The 21,949-nt window shown below is 61.9% G+C and carries 22 protein-coding genes; 2 read left to right on the top strand and 20 right to left on the bottom strand.

All coding sequences use genetic code 11. The features are described from left to right. The first annotated feature begins 12 nt into the window (after nt 1–12). Both J7557_RS09200 and J7557_RS09195 read left to right on the top strand, forming a co-directional pair. A complete protein-coding gene (locus J7557_RS09200; protein WP_291419528.1) occupies nt 13–1,374 on the top strand; it encodes a glutamine synthetase family protein in 1,362 nt (453 codons plus the stop codon). Beyond that, nucleotides 1,374–2,675 (top strand): FAD-binding oxidoreductase, encoded by a 1,302-nt coding sequence (locus tag J7557_RS09195; protein WP_291419526.1) that lies wholly within the window; start codon nt 1,374–1,376, stop codon nt 2,673–2,675. The genes J7557_RS09200 and J7557_RS09195 overlap by 1 nt, the downstream gene beginning before the upstream one ends. On the opposite strand, the gene mnhG is transcribed toward J7557_RS09195, so the two are convergent. From mnhG to J7557_RS09095, 20 genes are all read right to left on the bottom strand, one after another. Beyond that, on the bottom strand, nt 2,672–3,037 hold the full coding sequence (gene mnhG / locus J7557_RS09190) for a monovalent cation/H(+) antiporter subunit G (protein WP_291419524.1): 366 nt from the start codon (nt 3,035–3,037) through the stop codon (nt 2,672–2,674). The two genes, J7557_RS09195 and mnhG, sit on opposite strands and share 4 nt — an antisense overlap. Beyond that, nucleotides 3,034–3,315: a K+/H+ antiporter subunit F gene (locus J7557_RS09185; RefSeq protein WP_035085482.1), complete on the bottom strand. Its 282-nt coding sequence runs from the start codon at nt 3,313–3,315 to the stop codon at nt 3,034–3,036. Before J7557_RS09185 ends, mnhG begins: the two co-directional genes overlap by 4 nt. Beyond that, a complete protein-coding gene (locus tag J7557_RS09180) occupies nt 3,312–3,797 on the bottom strand; it encodes a Na+/H+ antiporter subunit E (protein WP_291419521.1) in 486 nt (161 codons plus the stop codon). Before J7557_RS09180 ends, J7557_RS09185 begins: the two co-directional genes overlap by 4 nt. Then, nucleotides 3,794–5,383 carry a monovalent cation/H+ antiporter subunit D gene (locus J7557_RS09175; RefSeq protein ID WP_291419597.1) on the bottom strand — a complete coding sequence of 530 codons (1,590 nt, stop codon included), beginning with the start codon at nt 5,381–5,383 and terminating at the stop codon, nt 3,794–3,796. The genes J7557_RS09180 and J7557_RS09175 overlap by 4 nt, the downstream gene beginning before the upstream one ends. A gap of 10 nt (nt 5,384–5,393) precedes the next feature. Beyond that, complete coding sequence (locus J7557_RS09170) at nt 5,394–5,729, bottom strand: Na+/H+ antiporter subunit C (RefSeq protein ID WP_291419519.1); 336 nt, start codon at nt 5,727–5,729, stop codon at nt 5,394–5,396. Continuing rightward, nucleotides 5,720–8,623, bottom strand: coding sequence for a monovalent cation/H+ antiporter subunit A (locus J7557_RS09165; RefSeq protein ID WP_367272882.1), 2,904 nt, complete (start codon nt 8,621–8,623; stop codon nt 5,720–5,722). Before J7557_RS09165 ends, J7557_RS09170 begins: the two co-directional genes overlap by 10 nt. Before the next feature lie 150 nt (nt 8,624–8,773). Then, the gene (phnE, locus tag J7557_RS09160) at nt 8,774–9,604 is read right to left on the bottom strand and encodes a phosphonate ABC transporter, permease protein PhnE (protein ID WP_291419516.1); all 831 of its coding nucleotides are present in this window, start codon (nt 9,602–9,604) and stop codon (nt 8,774–8,776) included. Nucleotides 9,605–9,607: 3 nt separating this feature from the next. Beyond that, nucleotides 9,608–10,519 (bottom strand): phosphonate ABC transporter, permease protein PhnE, encoded by a 912-nt coding sequence (gene phnE / locus J7557_RS09155; protein ID WP_291419514.1) that lies wholly within the window; start codon nt 10,517–10,519, stop codon nt 9,608–9,610. Nucleotides 10,520–10,581: 62 nt separating this feature from the next. Continuing rightward, on the bottom strand, nt 10,582–11,502 hold the full coding sequence (gene phnD / locus J7557_RS09150; RefSeq protein WP_291419512.1) for a phosphonate ABC transporter substrate-binding protein: 921 nt from the start codon (nt 11,500–11,502) through the stop codon (nt 10,582–10,584). A gap of 33 nt (nt 11,503–11,535) precedes the next feature. After that, nucleotides 11,536–12,351: a phosphonate ABC transporter ATP-binding protein gene (gene phnC / locus J7557_RS09145; RefSeq protein WP_291419510.1), complete on the bottom strand. Its 816-nt coding sequence runs from the start codon at nt 12,349–12,351 to the stop codon at nt 11,536–11,538. Nucleotides 12,352–12,450: 99 nt separating this feature from the next. Then, nucleotides 12,451–13,650 carry an alpha-D-ribose 1-methylphosphonate 5-triphosphate diphosphatase gene (locus tag J7557_RS09140; protein WP_291419509.1) on the bottom strand — a complete coding sequence of 400 codons (1,200 nt, stop codon included), beginning with the start codon at nt 13,648–13,650 and terminating at the stop codon, nt 12,451–12,453. Next, nucleotides 13,637–14,368: a phosphonate C-P lyase system protein PhnL gene (locus J7557_RS09135; protein ID WP_291419507.1), complete on the bottom strand. Its 732-nt coding sequence runs from the start codon at nt 14,366–14,368 to the stop codon at nt 13,637–13,639. Before J7557_RS09135 ends, J7557_RS09140 begins: the two co-directional genes overlap by 14 nt. A gap of 9 nt (nt 14,369–14,377) precedes the next feature. After that, the gene (locus tag J7557_RS09130) at nt 14,378–15,199 is read right to left on the bottom strand and encodes an ATP-binding cassette domain-containing protein (RefSeq protein WP_291419504.1); all 822 of its coding nucleotides are present in this window, start codon (nt 15,197–15,199) and stop codon (nt 14,378–14,380) included. After that, a complete protein-coding gene (locus J7557_RS09125; RefSeq protein WP_291419502.1) occupies nt 15,196–16,110 on the bottom strand; it encodes an alpha-D-ribose 1-methylphosphonate 5-phosphate C-P-lyase PhnJ in 915 nt (304 codons plus the stop codon). Before J7557_RS09125 ends, J7557_RS09130 begins: the two co-directional genes overlap by 4 nt. Beyond that, nucleotides 16,107–17,192, bottom strand: a complete 1,086-nt coding sequence (locus tag J7557_RS09120; RefSeq protein ID WP_291419500.1) for a carbon-phosphorus lyase complex subunit PhnI — start codon at nt 17,190–17,192, stop codon at nt 16,107–16,109. Before J7557_RS09120 ends, J7557_RS09125 begins: the two co-directional genes overlap by 4 nt. Further along, entirely contained in the window at nt 17,192–17,731 is a 540-nt protein-coding gene (gene phnH, locus J7557_RS09115) for a phosphonate C-P lyase system protein PhnH (protein ID WP_291419498.1), read from the bottom strand. The genes J7557_RS09120 and phnH overlap by 1 nt, the downstream gene beginning before the upstream one ends. Next, nucleotides 17,731–18,174, bottom strand: a complete 444-nt coding sequence (gene phnG, locus J7557_RS09110) for a phosphonate C-P lyase system protein PhnG (RefSeq protein WP_291419496.1) — start codon at nt 18,172–18,174, stop codon at nt 17,731–17,733. The genes phnH and phnG overlap by 1 nt, the downstream gene beginning before the upstream one ends. After that, the gene (gene phnF, locus J7557_RS09105; RefSeq protein WP_035085507.1) at nt 18,167–18,922 is read right to left on the bottom strand and encodes a phosphonate metabolism transcriptional regulator PhnF; all 756 of its coding nucleotides are present in this window, start codon (nt 18,920–18,922) and stop codon (nt 18,167–18,169) included. The genes phnG and phnF overlap by 8 nt, the downstream gene beginning before the upstream one ends. Nucleotides 18,923–19,041: 119 nt before the next feature. Then, nucleotides 19,042–20,130 (bottom strand): helix-turn-helix domain-containing protein, encoded by a 1,089-nt coding sequence (locus J7557_RS09100; protein ID WP_291419493.1) that lies wholly within the window; start codon nt 20,128–20,130, stop codon nt 19,042–19,044. Between the two features lie 402 nt (nt 20,131–20,532). Further along, on the bottom strand, nt 20,533–21,897 hold the full coding sequence (locus J7557_RS09095) for an amidohydrolase family protein (protein ID WP_291419491.1): 1,365 nt from the start codon (nt 21,895–21,897) through the stop codon (nt 20,533–20,535). Nucleotides 21,898–21,949 lie beyond the last annotated feature (52 nt).

Here is a 21,949-nt window from a genome sequence, read left to right as displayed (position 1 = left end):
GACGGACGAGGCATGAGCATCGAAGCGACAGTGAATACCGACATCGTGAGCTGGCTCGAACAGAACCCGCAGATCGAAGTTTTGCATACCGCCGTCTGTGATCTCAACGGCATCATGCGCGGCAAGCGCATCCCCATCGATCAGGCCCGGCGCATCGGGGAAAACGGCATCCGCATGCCGCTTTCCATCGTCGGGGTGGACGTGTGGGGCGAGGATATCGTGGGCAATCCCATGGTCTATTCGAGCGGCGACGTCGATGGCATTTGCAGCCCCACCGGACGCGGCGCCCTGCCCATCAACTGGACGACGCGCCCGAGCGCCATGATTCCGCTCTGGCTGTTCCAGGATACGCGCACGCCCTTTCTCGGCGATCCGCGACAGGCATTGGCGCTGGTGCTGCGGCGCTATTCGGAAATCGGGCTCAAGCCGGTCGTTGCCACCGAACTCGAATTCTATCTCGTCGATCCCGACGCTGACTCTGCGCAGCCGCCGATTTCGCCCTATACGGGCAAACGGCTCGATTCCGACGCCATTCTCTCGCTCGACGAATTGGAAGATTTCGGCGAATTTTTCCGCGACGTTTACCTGCAATGCGAGCAGCAGAATGTGCCGGCCGACACGGCCGTGGCCGAAAACGGGGTCGGGCAGTTCGAGATCAACCTGCTCCACACCGATGGGTTGAAAGCGGCCGACGACGCCGTGCTGTTCAAGCGCATCGTCAAGGGCGTGGCGCGCAAACACAAGCTCGTCGCAACCTTCATGGCAAAGCCCTATGGCATGCGCTCGGGCAATGGCTTTCACGTGCATTTCAGCCTCAATGACGCTGCGGGCAACAATGTCTTCGACGACGGCACTGAAACCGGCTCCGAGGTCATGCTGCATGCGGTCGGCGGGCTGATGGCCGGTATGGCGGAATCGACCCTGCTCTTTGCTCCGCATTTCAATTCCTACCGGCGCCTGCGCCCCGATACCCATGCGCCGAGCGCGATTTCCTGGGGCTATGAAAACCGCACCACGGCCATTCGCATTCCCGGAGGCAACCCCAAGGCACGCCGCATCGAGCATCGCGTAGCCGGTGCCGATGCCAATCCCTATCTCGTCCTCGCCGGTATTCTGGGCGCGGCACTTGTCGGCATCGAGGACAGCATAAAGCCGCCCAAGCCGTTCAAGGGCCGCGCCTATTCCGAACGCCTGCCGAAATTGCCGGCCGACTGGGCCTCGGCGGTCAACGCCTTTGAAGACGGCGACATGATCCCGCGCATTTTCGATTCCGCGCTCCATTCCATGTTCGTCGCCTGCAAAAGGCAGGAGATCGCCGGCTTTGCCTCGCAGGTGACTGACCTCGAATTCTCCGCCTATCTCGAGGTCGTGTGATGGCCGAAGTTCCAAGCGCCAACTCGCCCTATCCGCCGAGCTATTATGCGGCTTCGCGCAACATCATCCGCGATACCCAAAAGCTCGAAGGCGAGGTGACGGCCGATATTTGCGTTGTCGGCGCCGGCTATTCTGGAATGTCGACGGCGATACATCTCGCCGAACAGGGCTTGAAGGTCGTGGTGGTGGAAGCCGCCGAAGTCGGCTGGGGCGCTTCCGGGCGCAATGGCGGGCAGGTGGTCAACGGGCTCAATGCGAGCCTTGCGACTATCGGCAGGCGCTATGGCGAAAAAACCGCCAATTTCGTCGGCGGTCTCGTGCAGGAAGGCGCGGGGATCATCTATGACTGGGTCGCCCGTTACGGCATCGACTGCGACCTCAAGCGCGGCAATATCTATGCCGCCTATACCGAACAACATATGCGTGATCTGGAGGCCAAGAAGACCCTCTGGCAGAGCCATGGCATGGATGACCACGAACTGCTCGACCGCGAGGCAGTTCGAAAACATATCGGCTCGGACGTCTATGCCGGGGGCATGATCGACCATTCGGGCGGGCATATGCACCCGCTCAACCTCGTGCTCGGCGAAGCCCGGGCATTCGAGGGACTGGGCGGGGTGATTTATGAGCATTCCCCGGTGACGCGGGTCGGCCAGAGCGCTGATAGCGCCGTGGTCGAGACATCAGGTGGGCGCGTGACGGCCAAGACCGTCGTCGTCTGTGGCAATGCGTATCTGGGCAATGTCGTGCCCGAACTGACCTCCCGCGTCATGCCGGTTTCGACCCAAATGATGGCGACGGCGCCGCTCGGCAAGGAGCGCGCCGAAGCCCTGCTGCCGACAGGTATGTGCGTCGAGGACGTACGCTACATTCTCGACTATTTCCGCATCAGCGGGGATTATCGGCTGATCTTTGGTGGTGGCGTCGTCTATGGCGGCACCGACCCGGCTGATGTGGTCGCGAAACTGCGGCCGAACATGGAAAAGGTGTTTCCGCAATTGAAGGGCGAACGGATCGACTTCGCCTGGAGCGGCAATTTCGCGCTGTCCTTCTCGCGCGTGCCGCAGATGGGACGCCTCGGCAATCGCATCTATTTTGCTCATGGCTATTCCGGCCATGGCGTCACCGGCTCGCACCTTTTTGGGCGCATTCTCGCCGAAGCCATTCAGGGCAATACCAAGCGCTTCGACACTTTTGCGGCGCTGCCCTGGATCCCCTTCCCCGGGGGCCGCCTGTTCCGGGCGCAATATTCCACCGTGGGCTCGTGGTGGTACGAGCTCAAGGATCGCCTGGGGCTTTAAGGCGAGGCCGGCGTCTCGGCCTTTTCCGGCCGCTTCGGCACGCCTTCATTGCCCTCGACGCGATCGCGGAAGAGGGTGGCGCGAGCAAGGAGCATCAGCGTCACCGGGGTGGTCAGGGTGACGAAGAGGAAAATGACCAGTTCGTGCACCACCAGCCGCTCCCGGGTGAGGGTGAAATAGATCGCCGAGGCGAGAAGGATCAGCCCGCCGCCCATGCTGGTGCCCATGGTGGGGCCATGGATGCGCAGGTAAAAACTTTTGAGCCGCACAAGGCCGAAGCAGCCCGCCATGGTGAGCAGGGCGCCGAGGACGACGAAGGCCGAGACGAGAATGGAAAGCCAGAGTGGCAGGTCCGCTATCATTCGATCACCTCGCCGCGCATGAGGAATTTGGCGAGGGCCACCGTGCCCACAAAGCCAAGCAGACCCATGAGCATGGCCAATTCGAAATAGACCTGCGAATTGGTGCGGATACCCAGCGTGATCAGCAACAGGAGCGCCACGACGTAGAGGGCGTCGAGCGCCAGGATGCGATCCTGTGCACGGGGGCCGACGACCATGCGATAGAGCGTTGCCAACATGCCCAGGCCCAGCATGATCTGGGCAGCAAACAGGCTCCATTCGAGGATGGTTACGCTCATTGGAAAATCTCCAGCAATAGCGCCTCGTAGCGCTTCTTGACCGTTGCGACCCATTCCTCTTCGTCGACGAGGTCGAAGACGTGAATGAGCACCGTGCTGCGCGCACGATCATATTCGAGCCAGGCGCTGCCCGGCGTCGCTGTGAGGATGACTGCGAGAATAGCGAGGGCGAAGGGGTTTTTGAGAGTCAGGTCCATCTCGATGAACCCGGCCGTCGGATTGGGCCGCGGATGGAACAGCACCGACATGACCGCCAAGTTTGAGCGGATGATGTCGAGGCCAGCAACGAAGATGAGTTGGATAAATTTCAGCGGGCGCCGGATGACAATGCGCTCGGGAATGATAGCGCTCGCGGCCATGGAGACGGCAATGGCGATCACCCCGCCGAAGAGGATATGCCCAAGCCCGGCCGATTGCTGCAGCACCAGCCAGAGAACGAGCAGGAAACCGGCAAGGATCGGGTGTGGCAGGAGACGTCTCATGGCGTCTCTCCCTTGGGTAGGACCAGATCGATATAGTTCTGGGGCGAATGGATGAATTGAGCGGTATCGGCAAAATAGCTCAGCGCCGGTCCGGCGAAGACGGCCATCAAAACACAAAGCGCCAGCAGCACCATGATCGGCCCGACTTCGAGCGGGCGCAGCGCCAGGCCCCCATCACCGGGCAGTGAGGTCCAGAAGATGTTGATGCCGTTTCGTACCATGGCGATGAGCACGAAGAGGCCGGAGACGATGAGCGCGCCGGTGATCCACCATGTAGCGGCCGTCGGTGCATTGGCCGCACCAAAGGCAGCGGACAGCATGGCGAATTTCGAGAGGAATCCCGAGAGCGGCGGGAGGCCAGCCATGACCAGGGCCGCAATGGCGAAGCACCAGCCCAAAAGGGTCGCAGCGGCAGGAAAACTGCGGCTGACTTCCTGATCCTCGTCGAGCACCTCTTCCTCGTCGCCGTAGAATTCGAGCGACACGGCGAGGATCTGCGCTTCGGCCGGAAGCACCTGGTCGATGACATCCTTGAGCAGGAAAAGCGCTCCAGCTGCGAGGGTTGCGACGACGACATAGTAGAGCGCGCCGGTGGTGACCCCGGGCACGTTATAGGCCACGGCGAGAAGCAGTGTGCCGGCCGAAACGAGGATCAGATAACTCGCGAGGCGATCGAGCGCCTTGCTCGACAGCGCGCCGACGCTGCCATAGGCGACCGTGGCAATGCCGAGAACGAAAAGCACGTTTTGGCCGAACGCCAGTTCCGGACCGGTCTGATTGGCAAAGACCAGGGTCCAGAGCCGCAGGATGGCGTAAAAACCGACCTTGGTCATGATGGCGAAAAGCGCGGCCACGGGCGGGGCGGCAGAGGAATAGGTATTGGGCAGCCAGAAGTGCAGCGGCCAGGAGCCGGCCTTGATGAGGAAGGCAATGCCGAGAACGGCAACGCCGGCTTCGAACAGGCCGAGATCATCAGGCGCGATATGCGGCACGGCGCGGGCAATGTCGGCCATGTTGAGCGTGCCGGTCGTGCCATAGATCAGCGCCACGCCGATCAGGAACAGGAAGGACGCAACGAGATTGATGACGATGTAATGCATCGCCGCGCGCACTCGATTGCGCCCGCCGCCATGCAAGGCCAGACCGTAGGACGCGGCCAAGAGCAGCTCGAAGAAGACGAACAGATTAAAAAGGTCGCCGGTGAGGAAGGCGCCGTTGAGCCCCATGACCAGCGCATGGAAGAGGGGGAAGAAATTGGTACCTCGGCTATGCCAGCGAGCCGAGGCGAAGATGAGCGCCGCCAGCGACAGGATCGAGGTTGTAAGAACCATCACCGCGGCGAGGCGATCGGCGACGAGGACGATGCCGAAAGGCACCGGCCAATTGCCGAGCGGATAGACCGCAGCAGCAGCCGTGCTCGATTGGGCGAGGACCGCCAGCAACAGGATCGAGACCAGCAGCAACAGGACGCTGAACCCGATATTGATGCCGATGATGCGTCTGTTGCTGCGCCCGTCGCCCACCAGCAGGTTGAAAACCATTGCCGCCATGGGGATGAGGATTGGCAGGATGGCAATGTGGTTCATGCCGGTCATCTCAATCCCCCTTTCCGTCAACATGGTCAGAGCCGCTGAGGCCGCGGGCGGCGAGCAGCACGACAAGGAACAGGGCCGTCATGGCAAAGCCGATGACGATGGCGGTAAGCACCAGGGCCTGCGGTACCGGATCGGCATAATTGGCGATATCGGCATCGGCGCCCGAAAGGATCGGCGCTGCATCCATGCGCAACCGCCCCATCGAGAGGATGAAGAGATTGACCGCATAGGAAACGAGCGAGAGCCCGATGATCACCTGGAACGTACGCGGACGCAGCAGCAGGTAGACGCCGGACGCAGAGAGCACGCCGATGGCGAGGGCAAGGGTCAGTTCCATTTGTCTGCTCCCACGCGCTGCTTGGGCTTGTTGGAGCCCGCGACCTTTGGCCGACGAATGGATTGGTGCGCCAGGGCGATCAACATCAGCACGGTCGCGCCAACGACAAGGGCAAAGACGCCGAGATCGAAGATCAGGGCGGTGGCCATCGGCACCTTGCCGATCAGCGGGATATCGGCATAGGCGAAGGCCGAGGTGAGGAAGGGCGCGCCCAGCACCATGGCGCCGACGCCGGTGAGAAGGGCCAAGAGGAGGCCCCAACCGATCCAGAGCAGCGGCAGGATGCGCAGGCGTTCCTCGACCCAGCGCGTGCCGCCGGCGAGATATTGGAGAATAAAGGCCAGCGACATGATGATGCCGGCGATGAAGCCGCCGCCCGGCAGATCGTGGCCACGCATCAGCATATAGATGGCGACGACGACGACGACCGGGAACATCCAGTTCATGATCAGCGCCGGAATACGCAGGAAATCGTCGGCGACATTCTCGCTGGAACCAGGCGCGTACTCGTCGAGCACACGCTGCTGTTCGGGACGCTCTGCACTGTCCGAGGCCGGACGGAAGCGACGCAGAAGGCCGAAGACGGTCAGGGCGACCACGCCGAGCACGGTGATTTCGCCCATGGTGTCAAAACCACGGAAATCGACCAGCATGACATTGACGACATTGGTGCCGCCGCCTTCCTTATAGGCATTGGCAAGGAAGAAGTCGGAAATGCCCTCGGATGCCGAGCGCGTCATGATGGCGTAGCTGGCAAGAGCCGTACCCAAACCCACTAGACCTGCAAGAGCCACGTCGCGATAGCGGCGCAACCGTGCGGCCATAGGCGTGCTCTCCGGCACGGGGCTGCGCTTGGGCAGCCAGCGGAGGCCCAGGAGAATAAGAACCGTGGTGGCGATTTCGGCAAGGAGCTGGGTCAGCGCCAGATCGGGCGCCGAGAACCAGGCGAAGGTGAGACAAGTGGCCAGACCCGCGCCGCCCATGAGGATCATGGAGGCGAGGCGATGGAACTTTGCCTGTTGCGCGGCAGCGAGCGCACTGATGCCGCCGAGAAGCCAGACAAGACCCAGCACCGGATCAAAGCTGTCCGGCAGCGGCAGATTGCCCATGCGCGCCCAGCCGGCGGCAATGCCGGCGGCGAGAGCCAGGAAAATAACGACGAAAATCTGCGGCTGCAGGCGCTGCGTGCCGAAGGCGCCGACGAGGTGGCGGGCCCAGCGATTGGTGGCGGTGACGAGGATACGTTCAAAGACACGCTGGCCGACAAGGCCCCGCGTCAGCGGTACGCCATCGATATCCCTGAGTTTTCGATAATAGGGCACGTAGATGACGGCCCCGCCCACCATGGCGATGATGCTCATGATCAGGGGCAGATTAAAGCCGTGCCAGACCGAAAGGCTGTAATAGGGCGTCTCGGCACCGAGAACCGAATGCACTGCCGCCGCGAGATAGGGCGCGATGGTGATGCCGGGAATGATGCCGACGGCGAGACAGATCAGCACCAGGATTTCGATCGGACGACGCATCAGCGCCGGCGGCTCATGTGGCACCTTTTCGAGTTCGGTCGGTGGCGGACCAAAGAACACGCCATGCACGAACTTGATCGAATAGGCGACGCTGAGCATGCCAGCGAGGGTAGCGCCGATCGGCAGGGAGAGATTGACGAAGACATTGGGATCGAACTCGGCCGTCTCGGTGAAGAACATTTCCTTCGAGAGGAAGCCGTTGAGCAGCGGCACGCCGGCCATGGCGGCGCTGGCGATGATGGCGAGAGTTGCCGTGAAGGGCAGGTATTTCCTGAGGCCGCTCAGCTTGCGCACATCGCGCGTGCCGGTTTCGTGGTCGATAATGCCCACGGCCATGAACAGCGACGCCTTGAAGGTGGCGTGGTTAGCGATGTGGAAGATGGCGGCGACGGCCGCGAGGGGGGTGCCCATACCGAGGAGGGTGGTGATGAGCCCGAGATGGGAAATGGTCGAATAAGCGAGCAGGCCCTTGAGATCGCGCTGGAACAGCGCGGTATAGGCCCCGAAGATGAGCGTTGCGAGCCCCGTATAGGTGACGATCCAGAACCAGAGCTGGTGGTCATGCATGACCGGCCAGAAGCGGGTGAGGATGAAGACGCCGGCCTTCACCATGGTCGCTGAATGCAGATATGCCGAAACCGGGGTCGGCGCGGTCATGGCATTGGGTAGCCAGAACTGGAACGGAAACTGCGCCGACTTGGTGAAAGCGCCGAGCAGGAACAGGATCAGCGCCACTGGATAGAGCGGGCTTTCGACAATCTTGCCGCCGGAAGCCAGCACGTCGTCGAGCTCATAGCTACCGACGATATGGCCGATCACCAGCATGGAGACGAAAAGCGCGAGGCCGCCCGTGCCGGTGATGATGAGCGCCATGCGTGCGCCATCGCGCGCGTCGCCGCGGTGATACCAATAGCCGATGAGGAGGAACGAGACCAAGCTCGTCAGCTCCCAGAAGATGGCGAGCTGGATGATATTGCCCGACATGACAAGGCCGATCATGGCGCCCATGAAAGCCAGGAGCAGCGCATGGAAGCGCGCGATCGGGTCCTTGGGCGACATATAGTAGCGCGCATAAAGCACGACCAGGAAGCCGATGCAGGTGATGAGCACGGCAAAGAGCCAGGCGAGCCCATCGAGGCGCAGGGTCAGGTTGAGTCCGAGCTGCGGCACCCATTCGATGCGGCTGATCAACACCTCGCCATTGGCGATGGACGGAAAGAGCGCCAGGGACAGGAGGCTGAGAATGGCCGCGACCACCGCCGTGACCCAGGCCGCACCACGTATCTTTTCGCCCGGCGCGGCCAATACAAAAATGCTAGCCAGAAACGGGAGAAAGCAGAGAAGCGGAAGGGCGAAGTCGGTCGGTATCGAAGGCAGGGGCAAATCCTCGGGCTCGAATCTATTGCCAAGGTATAGGGATGCTCACGCCTCCTGAGAAGACCACTTTGGACTTAACTTGCATGCTCTTGCCGTCACATGAAATTCATAGTCCGCAAAGGGGCAGAAGTTCTGCCCTCTTCAGGTCAATTTGGCGCGGATGCGACGGGATATCGCATCGATGATCGACACCGTGACGAGGATCAGGAGGATGATGAAGGCGGCTGCCTGCCAATTGTTGATGCGGATGCGATCGGAAAGCTGCAGACCGATGCCCCCTGCCCCGACAATACCGAGAATGGTCGCAGAACGCACATTGGATTCGAAGAAATAGAGCACGTGGCTCATCATCACCGGAAAGACCTGCGGGAAGACGCCGAGCCGCATGACGTGCAGGCGCCCCCCGCCTGAGGCGCGCACGCCATCGACGGGCTTTTTGTCGACATTCTCGATGGCCTCGGCAAAGAGCTTTCCGAGGACCATGACGTCACCAACGGCAATGGCGAGTACGCCGGCAAAGGGACCAAGGCCGACAGCGGAGACGAAGATCAAGGCCCAGACGAGGCCATCGATACCGCGGAACGCGTCGAAGAAGCGCCTGATGCCGAAATGAAAGGCCCAGTTGGGAATGATGTTCTTGGCACCCATGAAGCCGAGCGGAACCGCCAGCACGGCGGCAATGACCGTGCCGAGAAAGGCCATGGCGAGCGTTTCGAGCATGGCCAGCAGATAGTCCGGCAGACCATCGCCGGGCCAGGGCGGGATCATCAGGCCGACCAGCATGCCGAGCTTGCCGAGCCCGTTGAAAATGCGCATGGGCGAGGCATCGATCCACCAGAGCCCGAAGCCGAGGACGGCGATAAACGCGACCCATATGCCCCAATCGCGCAGACGCTGCGGCAGCGGGCGATTGAAAATTTCGGGATTGGTGCGGCGAAGACGGGCAATATCGGCGTGCTGAGCGGTGTTCATGGGTCATGCACCCTGCGTGAGGTCGTTGCCGATCAGGCGATGGCGGATGGTTTCGCAGATGATGTCGATCACTGACGTGGTCAGGATCAACAGCAGCAGGATGGCGGAGATGTCGGTATATTCGAACTGGCGGATGGCGACGTAAAGATCCTCGCCAATGCCGCCGGCCCCGACGAGACCGAGCGCGGACGCCCCGCGCACATTGATTTCGAAGCGCAGCAGCAGGTAGCTCGCATAATTAGGCAGCGCCTGCGGCACGACGCCGAGACGCATGATCATCGGCCAATTGCCGCCCGAGGCGCGCACGCCTTCGATGGGGCGCGGATCGGCGTTTTCATTGACCTCGGCAAAGAGCTTTCCAAGCGAACCGGCGGTATGGACGGCAATGGCCAAGACGCCGGCAAAGGGTCCGAGGCCGAAGGCAAAAACGAAGATCAGCGCAAAGACCAGTTCAGGAACGGTGCGGCAGAATTCGAGCGCGCGACGCGCGGCAAAGTAGATGCCGGTATTTTCAACGAGGTTTCGCGAGGCCGGAAAGCAGAGCAGGAGAGCCAGAATACCGCCGAGAACCGTGCCGACAAAACCCATGAGAATGGTTTCGACGAGCAGCCGCAGCCAGAAGCGCAGGCCCCAATACCATTCGCCGAGATCGCCCCAGAGATTTTCCAGCGTCAGCTTCGGCAGGGTGCCGGCGATATAATTCCAGGCCATGGGCAGGCCCTTTATGAGGCCGGGAATGCTGAAATCGCTGACGCTGATGGAGCCGACAAGCGCGGCGAGGAACAGAGCGCCATAGAGAAGCGTCCAGTTGCGGCGAGTGAACTGCTGCTGGCGATAGCGACCTTCGAACGAGAGGAGGCGCTCCTCCCGCGTCGTCGATGACAGCCTGCCATTGGTGGGGGTCAAAGTGGACACGGAGGCCCTCGCAAATGAAAAAGGCCGGCGCACGGGATGCACGCCGGCCAGGGGACAGGAGATCAGTTGCCGTTCTTGCGGCGCTGTTCGGCATTGAATTCGGTGATGGCGACGACGTCGAGATAGTCTTCGTGCTTGGCTTCGACATAGCCGCTCGACGTGCCGTTGCTATAGGTTGCAAAGCCTTCCGGATCCTTTTCCGGGAAAGCCATCAGGGCAGCCTTGAACTCGTCCTGGAGCTCCTGGGGGAGCGTGGTGTTGATCATCACCGGGGTGTTCGGGATGACGGGCGAGGTCCAGATGATGCGGGTCGAACCGGCCGGGATCAGACCCTTCTTTTCCATGGTCTGGATATTGCCCGATTCTTCATTGCGCCAATGGGTGGCGACGGCTTCGAACGTGCCGTTGACGAGAGCCATGACGCTCTGCTCGTGGCCGCCGGAGAAGGCGACTTCACTGAAATACTCGTCGGCCGAGGTGTTGAGCTCAGTCGAGAGATAGTAGGAGGGGACGGCATAGCCCGAGGTCGAGTTCGGATCGGCAAAGGCGAAGGACTTGCCCTTGATGTCCTCGAGGGTCTGGTAGGGGCTGTCGGCGCGGACGGCGATGACCGAATAATAGCCGAGATTGCCTTCGTTATCGAGCGTGACAGCGACCGGGGCAATGTCTTCGCCCATGACCTTGCGGGCCAGCGCATAGGCGGCGGGGCCAACCGAAGCGATCTGCACGTGGCCGGCACGCATGGCTTCGATGACGGCAGCATAGTCGGTGCCGCGGATCATTTTGACCGGCACGCCCAGCTCGCGGCTGAGATAGTCGGCATAGGGCTGGTTGCGGGCGATGGCATCGGTTTCGTTTTCGCCCGAGGAAATGCCGATGGTCAGCTCGGGATATTCCGAGCGCCAGTCCTGCGCGAGGACCGGGGAAACGAGGGCGAGCGAAACCAGCGCAGCCGCAAGGCCGCGACGCGTCAAGGTGAGCATTGGTGAAACTCCGGGTTGGGAAAGGAAGGGGCTCTAGTGAGCCGCCTCCATCTGTCGTCCTGCGGGACTGGTTCCAGCCATGGTCGAAGTCAGGTTTTCGTCCACGGCTGTTTCGGTATCGTCACCATAAATCTCCTGGATCACGGAAGAGGTGAGCTGGCTCGGCGTGCCGTCGAAGACGACGTGGCCATGGGCCATGCCCACGATGCGATCGCAATAGGCGCGGGCCGCATCGAGCGTATGGAGATTGGTGATGACGGTAATCTTATCCTGGCGATTGATGGTGCGCAGCGCATCCATCACCAGCCTTGCATTGCGCGGGTCGAGCGAGGCGATCGGCTCGTCGGCAAGGATGAGGCTCGGCTTCTGCATCAGGGCGCGGGCAATGGCGACGCGCTGCTGCTGACCGCCCGAAAGCGTATCGGCGCGCTGCAACGCCTGGGATAAAAGGTCCAGCCGATCGAGCGCCATGGCGGCATTGGCCCGGTCTTCGGCTGGAAAGCGCTTGAGCATGACCGGCAGCGTCGCCGCGGTGCCGATGCGGCCGATCATGACATTGGTGAGCACGTCGAGACGGTTCACCAGATTAAACTGCTGAAAGATCATGGCGCAGCGGGCCCGCCAGGCCCGCAAGGCCTTGCCTTCGAGGGCGCCGACATCGGTGTCGCCAAAACTGATGCGACCTTCGCTGACGCCTGCAAGGCGATTGATGAGACGGAGGAGGGTCGACTTGCCGGCGCCGGACCGGCCGATAATGCCGACCATCTGGCCCGGGGCGAAGGTAAGCGACACGTTGTTGACGGCGATCGTGTCGCCAAAAGTCTTGGTGACTTTTTTCAGTTCCAGCATGATGCACCCTGCCGTGTTTCCAGCCATTTCACCGGCACGGTGAAATTGGCCTCAACCCCTTGCTCTATGCTCAGACGCTAACGCGTCTCAATGACACGATTAACTCATTCGAATGACTGTCTCGTGACGTGTTGAAAGGCGCGAAAGGGCGAGCGCGCCATCCGAATGGACGAAGCGGCCGCGTGAGAGGGTCGCATGGACGCGACCGACACCGGTATCGCTGGCAATAAGGAGATCGGCGCGCAGACCAGTGCGGATTTCGCCGCGATCTTCGAGGCCGAGCGCCCGGGCGGGATTGAGCGAAGTGAGCTTGGCCGCGCCCGGCAGGCCGTTGGGATCTGTCTTGCCGAGAACCAGCACCGCCGGCAGCATGGCCGAGGGGTGATAGTCGGCGGCAAGAAGATCGAGCACGCCGGCTTCATGGGCTTCACGGGCCGAGAGATTGCCGGAATAGGACTGGCCGCGGAGAGCGTTCGGCGCACCCATGGCATTGAGCATGCCGCGGCGATTGGCTTCTTTTGCCGCCTCAAGGGTAACGGGGAATTCGGAGATGTTGGCGCCGAGGGAATCCATCAGCTCGACTTTTTCGACCGTGTCGTCATCGTGGCTCGCGACCGGCACACCATGCAGCGCGCAATAGTGAGTGATGGCGCGGAGGGTTGCGGTCATGTCGCCGGCCGTTTCCTGGCGGTCACGAATGCGCTGCTGCAACTGTTCGGCCGCAGCTTCGAGCGAAATGCCCTTGTTCTTGGAGATGTTGGCAGCTTGCAATTCGAGATTGCGATACTGCCCCTGCCCCGGCGTGTGATCGCAAAGCGAAACGAGATCGACCGAGCCTTCGCCGACGAGTTCCTTCACGACCGACAGCGCGGCGGGAAAAGTCACCTCGAAACGGGCATGCACGCGATGATCGATGAGCAAGTTCGGCCGCGCGGCGACGACGGCGCGGATCATTTCGCTGGTGAAATCATAGGAGCGCATATGGCCATAGGTGGAGCCCGGCGCGAAGGAGAGCGAGGCATAGGCCGTGGTGATGCCAGAGGTCGCGAGCTTCATGTCGAGATCGCGGAGGCCCATTTCCATCGGCATGCGCACACCGGGACGCGGCTCGATTTCGCGCTCGATCATGTCGCCATGCATGTCGATCATGCCCGGCATCAGGAGGAGACCTTGGCCGTCCACATCGGCATTGGCGACGGGCACTTCGCTGATCTCGGCAATGACGCCGTCTTCGATTTTGACGGCGCCGCTTTCGATGACGCGGTCGGCGAGGACGATACGGAAATTAGAGAGCCACATTGTCTTCTTCCTCGCTCTGGTCGGCAACGACACGGGTATTGAGATTGATTTCACGGGTGATCAGTTGAGCAACGTCGCCGGGGTGATGGAACACGCCGATGATGGCGACGCCCTGCCCCTTCAAATCCGAGAGACGTCGCACGAGCGCTGCGCGGGCGCCAACGTCGAGCGAGGCCGTCGGCTCGTCCAGCAGCAGCAATTTTTGCGGCAGGATCAGCGCGCGGGCGAGGTTGACCTTCTGCTGCTCGCCACCCGAAAAGGTCGAGGGATAGGCGCGCCAGAGTTCGGGACGGACGCCGAACTGGTCGAGCCAGTGCCGGGCCTGTTCCAGCGCTTCGGCCTGCGAGGTGCCGGCGAGCAGCAAAGGCTCGGCGACGATATCCTGCGCCGCAACTCGGGGACGGGCATTGAGGAACTGGGTGACAAAACCGATCTCCTCGCGGCGGAGCAGCGCGATGTCGACATCGGCGGCATTGGCGAGGTCGATCTCGCCGTGATTGGAGCGGTACCAGACGTGGCCGCCAACCGGCAGATAGGAGCGCCAGATGGTGCGCAGCAGCGTCGACTTGCCGGCGCCATTGTGTCCGCGCAGCAGCAGGAATTCGCCTTCATGGAGGTCGAAGCTGACCCCTTCAAAGGCATGCAGCATGCTGTCGAGGTGATACATGCGGAAGGTTTTTGTGAGCCCGTCGACACGCAAGAGAGGAGTGGAGTTCATGGGATCGCCTCAGAGCTTTGCGTGCACGAGTTGCTGGGTATAGGAGTGCTGCGGATCCTGGAACACCTGATCGGCAAGACCCTCTTCCACCACTTCGCCATGGCGCATGACCATGACACGGTCGGCCATGGTGCGGATAACTCCGAGATCGTGGCTGACCAGCACCATGGTGATTTTCCGGTCGCGCTGCAGGCGCTTTAGCGTATCGAGCACCAGAGCCTGCACCGAGACGTCGAGGCCGGTGGTCGGCTCATCGAGCAGCAACAGGGCGGGTTCGAGTGCGATGGCCTTGGCCAATTGCACGCGCTGCTGCATGCCGCCGGACAGTTCAATCGGGCGGGCATCCATGCGCGAGAGCGGGAATTCCGAAGCATCGAGCGCTTCGCGCGCCTTTGTGCGGAGCACATCAAAACTGCGTTCGCCGGCGATAAGCAGCCGCTCGGCGACATTGCCGCTCGAAGAGTGCCGCATAAGAAGACCCAGATGCGGGTTCTGGTAAACGATGCCGATATGCCTGGCGCAGAGCATGCGGCGCTCGTAGCGCGTCAGGTCGAAGAGATTGCCGTCGTCGCGGTTGGGGAGGCGCAGCGTGTAATCGCCGCTATCGGGCGTGTCTTCGAGATTCATCATCCGCAGCAGCGTCGATTTTCCCGAGCCGCTTTCTCCGACAATGCCCATGACTTCGCCAGGATAGACCGTGGCATCGACATGGCGTAGGGCGCGGACGTCACCATAAGTCTTGGAAATATCGCGCATGGTGAGGAGCGGTTCGGCCCGCATCAGGCGCGGGGTGGCGCGGGTCAGCGCCGCCGGGCTCATATCGAGGCTCATGCCGAAAACTCCCCATTGCGATACCAGGTTTTCCCGATCTCGACCGCTGCCCCCTCCGCCTGCTGAATGGCCTTGATGCCAAGATTGCTGTCGGACACTTCAAAGGCCGAACCGCCGCCATCGATGGGCAATTCGTTCATGAAATAGCCCGAGACGCCGGAGCGGCGGCAGGTGAGGTCGGCATGGTGCTCGACCTGATAGGGCCGGTCGGAAAAGACCAGCGGTTCGACGCGGGTAAAGGGCGGCACGGCGAAGAGCCGCTTTTCACGGCCGGCGGAGAGGAAGGTCAGATGCTTGGCCATGTTGAGCTTAGGCACGTCCCAGCGCGGAATGGGCGAGGGCGTCATCACGTGACGGCCATTGACCATCGAAGGATAGCCGGCGCCCTGCATGATCCTGCCTTTGCGGACGATCTGCTCATAAAGCGTCAGCCAGAGTTTTCCATAATCGGCATCGGCATGCATCTGCCGGGCGATGGAAATGTTGGGTTCCACCCCGCGCAGCGGCTCGGGATTGGGCACCTGCAGCACGAGGATCTGGTCCTCGCGCATCACCTCTTCGGGCACGCGGTGGCGCGACTGCACGATGGAAGCGGCGAGCGTATCCCAGGTTTCCCCCGCGCCCGACACGCGCGAAATAAAGCGCCGGATCGAGGCGGCATTGACGCCGTCATCGGCGCCCTGGTCGATCACTTTCACCACTGAAGTCGGGTTGACCAGCGTCAGGGTCACTTGCAACCCGCCGGTACCCCAGCCGCGCGCCATCGGCACTTCGCGACTGGCATAGGGCATCTGGCAGCCGGGCACGGCGATGGCCTTCAGCATTTTCCGGCGCAATTCGCGCTTGGCCGAAGCATCGAGGAAGCCATAGCTTGTCGCAGCCCAGGGTTTTGTCAGGGATGAAAGACTCATTCTGCGGGCTCCGTCTGGCGCTCGACGGCGCCCTTCTGTTCGGCTGCTGATTTCTTGGCCTTGGCATCGCGCATGGCGTCGAGCGTCGACTGGAACGTCACATAGTGCGGCAACTTGAAGTGGATGCAGAAGCCCGAGGCCTCCACGCTTTCTGTGTGATAGAGATAGAATTCTTCGTGGACGGGCGAGCCGACCGGGGCCTCGGCCGAATTGAGATCGAGCGTTGCCGCCGCGATCACTTTCACCTCGTTCCAGCCGAAGGTCGCGGCAAAGCCGAGATCGAGAAAACCGCCCTTTTCCTTGGAGGTCACTTCGGCCTGACTGACACGGACGCGACCGGCAGAAAATTCGGTGCCGCGCGGATGGCGTACCACGACTTCGGCTTCACCGAGCCGCAGTTCATTGACGGTCGGATGGGCATTGCCATAGCCGCGCATGGCCGAATAGCCGAGGGCCAGGACGCCACCCGTTTCGGCACGCGCGAGGCTTTGCAACCGATGGGCGCGCGAGGCCGGGAAGAGGAGCGGTTCGCGCGTCAGGTCCGGAATGTCTTCCGGCGCCACTTTAGCTTCGCCCGTTGGTGCGAGCAGCCCCTGCTCGCGCTGCCAGTCGGCCAGCGACGGCTGTGTCGCCGGGGCTGGCTTTGCGGCGGACTCCACCGCCGGCGGAGCATAGGGCTTTCCTTCGAGCACATCGGTCGCCAGCACGCGGTGCGAATAGTCGAGCGTCGGCCCAAGAATCTGACCGCCAGGAATATCCTTGAACGCGGCCGAGATGCGGCGCTGGGTGAGGATTTCATCCTGCTGTACGGGGCGGGCGATGGCGATGCGCGGCTGGGTGGTACGCCAGGCGCGCAGCACCAGCACGGCTTCCGAGAGTTCGCCGCCGGTCTGCGCCAGGGCGAGCGCTGCCAGTTCCTCGCTATAGAGAGAGGCTTCGCCCATCACGCGATCGATGAGATAGGGCATGGTTTGCTGGATCGTCTCGACGCGCGCTGCGTCGATCGTACCCAGATCCTGCCGGAAGAGGCGCTCGGCCTGTTCGATGGCCTTTTCGCCACCGCGGGTTGCTACATATGCCATTACAGCACCTCCACCAGGGTCGAGCGCGGAATGCCGATGACTGAGCGGCCATCGACGAGGAGCATGTCAAAGCCTTCGGGATAGGCGCAGAGCATGGCGCGCATGGCCCAAAAACCCGGCGCAATGCCGAGGGTCACCTCCAGCACGCCATCGACACCCGGGCCGGAAAGCCGCACACGCTGGCCGACACCGTGGCGGACTGCTGCGACGAGCGTTGCACCATCATCGGGATAGAGCGCGCTGCCGCAGCGGAGTGCGACAAGCCGCGCTTCCGCGCCTTCGAGAGAGGACAGAAACACGTGGTCTGCCTGTGAAATATCTTCGGCCTGAAGCGCACCTGTCGCCGCAATCTGCGCGCGCAAATCCGGATCATCGGAGAACACGGTGCATTCAAGATCGACCAGCGTTTCGACAACCGCGGAAAACCCGGCTTCGGGCATGTCTCTGATATCGCCCGGGCGCGAAAGGGCCCACATCAGCGCCTCGAACGTCGCATTAGCGCGCAGTTCGACGGCATCGGGAGGAGCAACGGTCAGCATCAGAACGTCTCCATTTCAACGCGCGTGGCTTCCACCTGCCGCATGCGCTTCTCGTCTTCGGCGACGAGGTGCGCCCGCTCCTCGGAGAGAAAATCCTTCGTGACCGGCTCTTCGCCCCTGGTCGCAATCCGAAGATCGACGACGGCCATGGCCATGGCGCGTTCGAGATCGCGGCCGGTGACCATGCCATAGCCGATATGGCCTGCGGCGTCGGTGATATGGGCTTCACTCACCAGCACTTCGCCGAGGTGAAAATCGACATTTTCGACCGTGTCGCGCATGGGCACCATGACGAGGCCGGTGCGGTTGGTCAGGACGGCGATCTCGCCCATGCTTTCGAGCAGGGTTTCGGCAAGCGCCTTCAGCCGCTCGGGCCTTGCCCGCGCCAGAATGCCCAGCATGGCGCCTTGATCGGGTCCGCCGGAGGGAGTTTCGTTAAACATCATTGCTTCTTTCGGTCGTCAACACGGTCGGCTGGTCGGTTTCGAAGGTGAACTGCACCCGGTCGCCGGCCCATACCGCCTCGGAAAATCCAATCGGCCGCCCATCGAGATCGGCGTCGACCTTCTGCACCACGAGCACCGACTGGCCCGGCCGCAGCATCAGCATGGCCGCCTCGTTTTCGGAGGCGATGCGGGTGAAGACAGTGGTGCGCAGGCGCCGGTAATCGGTGATGCCGTAGGAATGGTAGACCTTGGTGATCGAGGTCAGTTCGCGCCGCCGCTCCTGCAGGTCCGGAAAGCGCGTCAGGTCGTGATAGGCCCAGCCCATGCTGATCGGCAGGTCATTGGCAAAGCCGCGCCAGGAGCGGGCAATGACCGGCGCATCGATCTCGATCTGGAGAGCGGCGGCCACGCGGGTGCTGGCCGGAATATGCATCTCCGACAGCGTTTCGCCCGAAGCCGTCAGGCCCTGGGAATTGAGATTTTCGCGGAAGCGCGTGCGGGGGCCGATGACATAATTGAGCAAAGGGGCCCGCTCGACAAAGGTACCGCGCCCATGCTCGACGCGCAGCTTGCCCTCGGATACCAGCGCCGCCAGAGCCTTGCGCAGCGAATGGCGCCGCGCCCCGTAAAGCACGCAAAGTTCAGGTTCGGACGGCAGGCGCGTATCCGGCGCGAGGCGTCCCGAGACGATTTCTTCACTGATCCTGTCCCGGGTTTCCTCCCAGGAATGGCCTTGATTGCGCATGATACCAACTCATTCGAATGAGCTGGTTGTAACCATGGTCAATGACACGCGCGTGACATGGGACGGCCCAATCGTGCCGCCGCCTGGCTTTGGCAGATTCGTTGAAAAGCCTGATGACGCTAGCTCTGCATGCCCTTGAGCAGGTCCGTCAGGTCCCTGGCATAGCGATTGATATGGACGTGCCCGACGACAGGACGACGCCGGTTGGCCCTGACATCGGAGGGGCTGCAGGCAAATTCACGCCGGAAAGCCCGGCTGAATTCGGCGGCATCGTTGAAGCAGAAATCCTCGGCAACCTCGAAGATGCGTCGTCCGCTCAGGGGATCGGCAAGCACCTTGTGTGCCGCCAGCAGCCGCCGCTTCTGGATATAATGCATGATGCCTCCCGATGCCTCGAAGAGACGATAGAGGCGGGAGCGGGAAACCCCGAGGCCGCGCAGGATGAAATTCACGTCGAGTGCGGGGTTCTGGAGATTATCCTGTACGCATTGCCGGGCGCGTTCGAGCAAGGCGTGATTGATCATGGCGCCGGCCTCTTCGAGCCGATCCGGCGAGGGCGCGATAGCCGCAAGGAGCAGGGCGCGCGTGGCCGCGACGAGTTCGGCGAGATCGTCGGGCTGCAATTGCGACATGCGGCTTTCAAGGCTCAGCATGTAGTCGGCAAAAATGCCACCCATGCCGTCCTGGAGGAGAGTGAGCGAGGCCGCGTCGAGGAGATGCGCGGTGTCGCGGCAGGTATCGCGCGGGATGTAGAGGAGGTGCGCCTTGCCCGCCGTGACCTGGCCGTGGAAGGGGTCAACAAGCGAGGTAAGTTGCGGAACGCCCGCGATATTTTCGAGCAGAACCCTCGATCCCTCGATGGTGCAGCGGCCGGTGACGAAGAGCGAAACCACCCAGTGATCCAGCGGATCGCGCTTGGCTTGTTCGGCGAGGCTGGCAAAGCGCAGGCTGTCGGTTTCAACGGTCTGGAAAGCCATGCCGCCGAGGTCCCAGGTGCGATGCCGCGCCCGGAAATTGCGGTTCGCCTGGCTCGGAAAAAGATCGAAGGCGGCGGAGTGAACGTCGCGCCAGGCCTCGAACCGATCTTCCGCAGCCACTTCGCTGGTCGAAAAATCTATAGGCCTCAGGCTCTTGGGATCATCTTCCGGCAGGCCTATCAGCGGTACGGCCGATTGGTATCGTGGGCGAATGCTGGACGCATGGTACATTCTGACGCTTCTCCTTCGAGCCCTTCGCGTCGATGACGGCGGAGGGCAACTCACGACGGAGGGGCTGCGAAACAGCCCATCCTTGCTTTGCGGCAGGCCAAGGGGCACACGGCAGCAAGAAGTTGAGAAAGTCGAAGGGGCAGTATGACTACGCTAGAATTTTATCCGAATTTTGCCGCCGCAAGCAATTTGCTTGGCTCCAATGGCGGAAAACAAGCGAATTGCCAATCGACAATACCATATACTGCCGCAAACGCATGTGCATTCCGTCCCGGGCCTTGTCTTTCTGTTCCAATCTGGCCGACGGGAAACGACGCCTTCGCGCCTCTCGGTTAACGGACTGTGACCTTCGAGAGGCGCGCCTGCGCGAATTGGTGAAGCCTTGCGTGAACGGGTTGCGGCCTAGTCCTGATCGCCAGTGATATCCTTGTAGATCACCCCGTCCTTCATGATGATGAGGAACTTGTTTTCCGGATCGGCAACCAAGCTCAGATCTTCGAGCGGATTACCATCGACGAGCAGGAGGTCGGCATAGGCGCCTTCCTCGACAAGGCCGATGCGGCCGGGATAGGGGTTGCGCTTGCCCGAGAGCAGCAGCAGTTCGCCATTGGTGCCCGTCGCCATCTGCAGCGCTTCCACAGGCGTGTACCATTTGAGCAGGTTCAGCAGCATATGGTTCTGGCCGCGGGCCAGAATGGGCGAGAACAGGATGTCGGTGCCCCAGGCGGTCTTGAGGTCGTACTTCCTGGCAAATTCGTAGATATTGCTGGTGCCTTCCAGCACCTCATGGAATTTTTCCATGGACGAGGGCGGCAGGCCCGCGCCCATCGCTTCGTCAAAGGGCTGGGTGCTGAGCCAGATGTCCTTTTCGGCCATGAGCTGCGCCGTCTCGTCGTCGATCAGATGCGCGTGCTCGATGACCTTGACGCCCGAATTGATGGCCGTCTGCACCGCCTGCGGCGTATAGGCATGGACCCCGACATAGGTGCCCCAATTGGACGCAGCCTGGACGGCGGCTTCGATTTCGGCATCGGTAAAGGTCGAGGCATCGAGCGGGCTGAAGGGCGACGCCACCCCGCCGCCGGCCGTCAGCTTGATCTGGGAGGCGCCCTGCATCAACTGCTCGCGGGCCCGCATGCGCACTTCGTCGGGCGAGTCGGTGACCATGGCCATCCCCGCCTCTTCCATCGGGGTCAACTCGCCGATCCTGCGGGGCAGATCGGCAAAGGTGCGGAAATCGCCATGACCGCTGGTAATGGTCAGGATGGCGCCGGAGGGGTAGATGCGCGGCCCGGGAATGAGCCCCTGATCGATGATTTTCTTGAGCCCGAAACTCGGCCCGCCGAGATCGCGCACCGTGGTAAAGCCGCGCATCAGCGTCGCCGTCGCTTCGACCCCGGCAATCAGATGCGTATAGCCCATATCGGCGAGCCCGGTATCGGGCGTGACCCCGATCAGCATGGTGTGCCAATGCGCATCGATCAGGCCCGGCATCAGCACCTTGCCCTCGCCATCGATCACCGTCGCACCGTCTTCGCTGATTTCGGCGGTCGAAATGCCGGCGATCTTGCCATCCCTGACAAGCACATTGGATGGACCGCTCAAGGCATCGGACTGACCGTCAAAAATCCTGACATTTTCGAAGACGACCGGCGGTCTTGCCGGCTGCGCCAGGGCCGCCGGCGCCGCCGCCAGAACGGCGATAGCCGTGACGGCAGGACCCGTAAAAAACAGTGAAATCAAGGACTTGGGTTTAGAGATACTCATGACGCGCAGAGCTCCATAGACTTGAGGGAGTAAAGTTTAGTCGGATCGGAGA

This window comes from Devosia sp., from assembly GCF_017744655.1.
In the GTDB taxonomy this organism is placed as follows: domain Bacteria; phylum Pseudomonadota; class Alphaproteobacteria; order Rhizobiales; family Devosiaceae; genus Devosia.
Note: the sequence above shows the minus strand (reverse complement) of the source record. Positions and strands in the feature narration are given on the sequence as shown.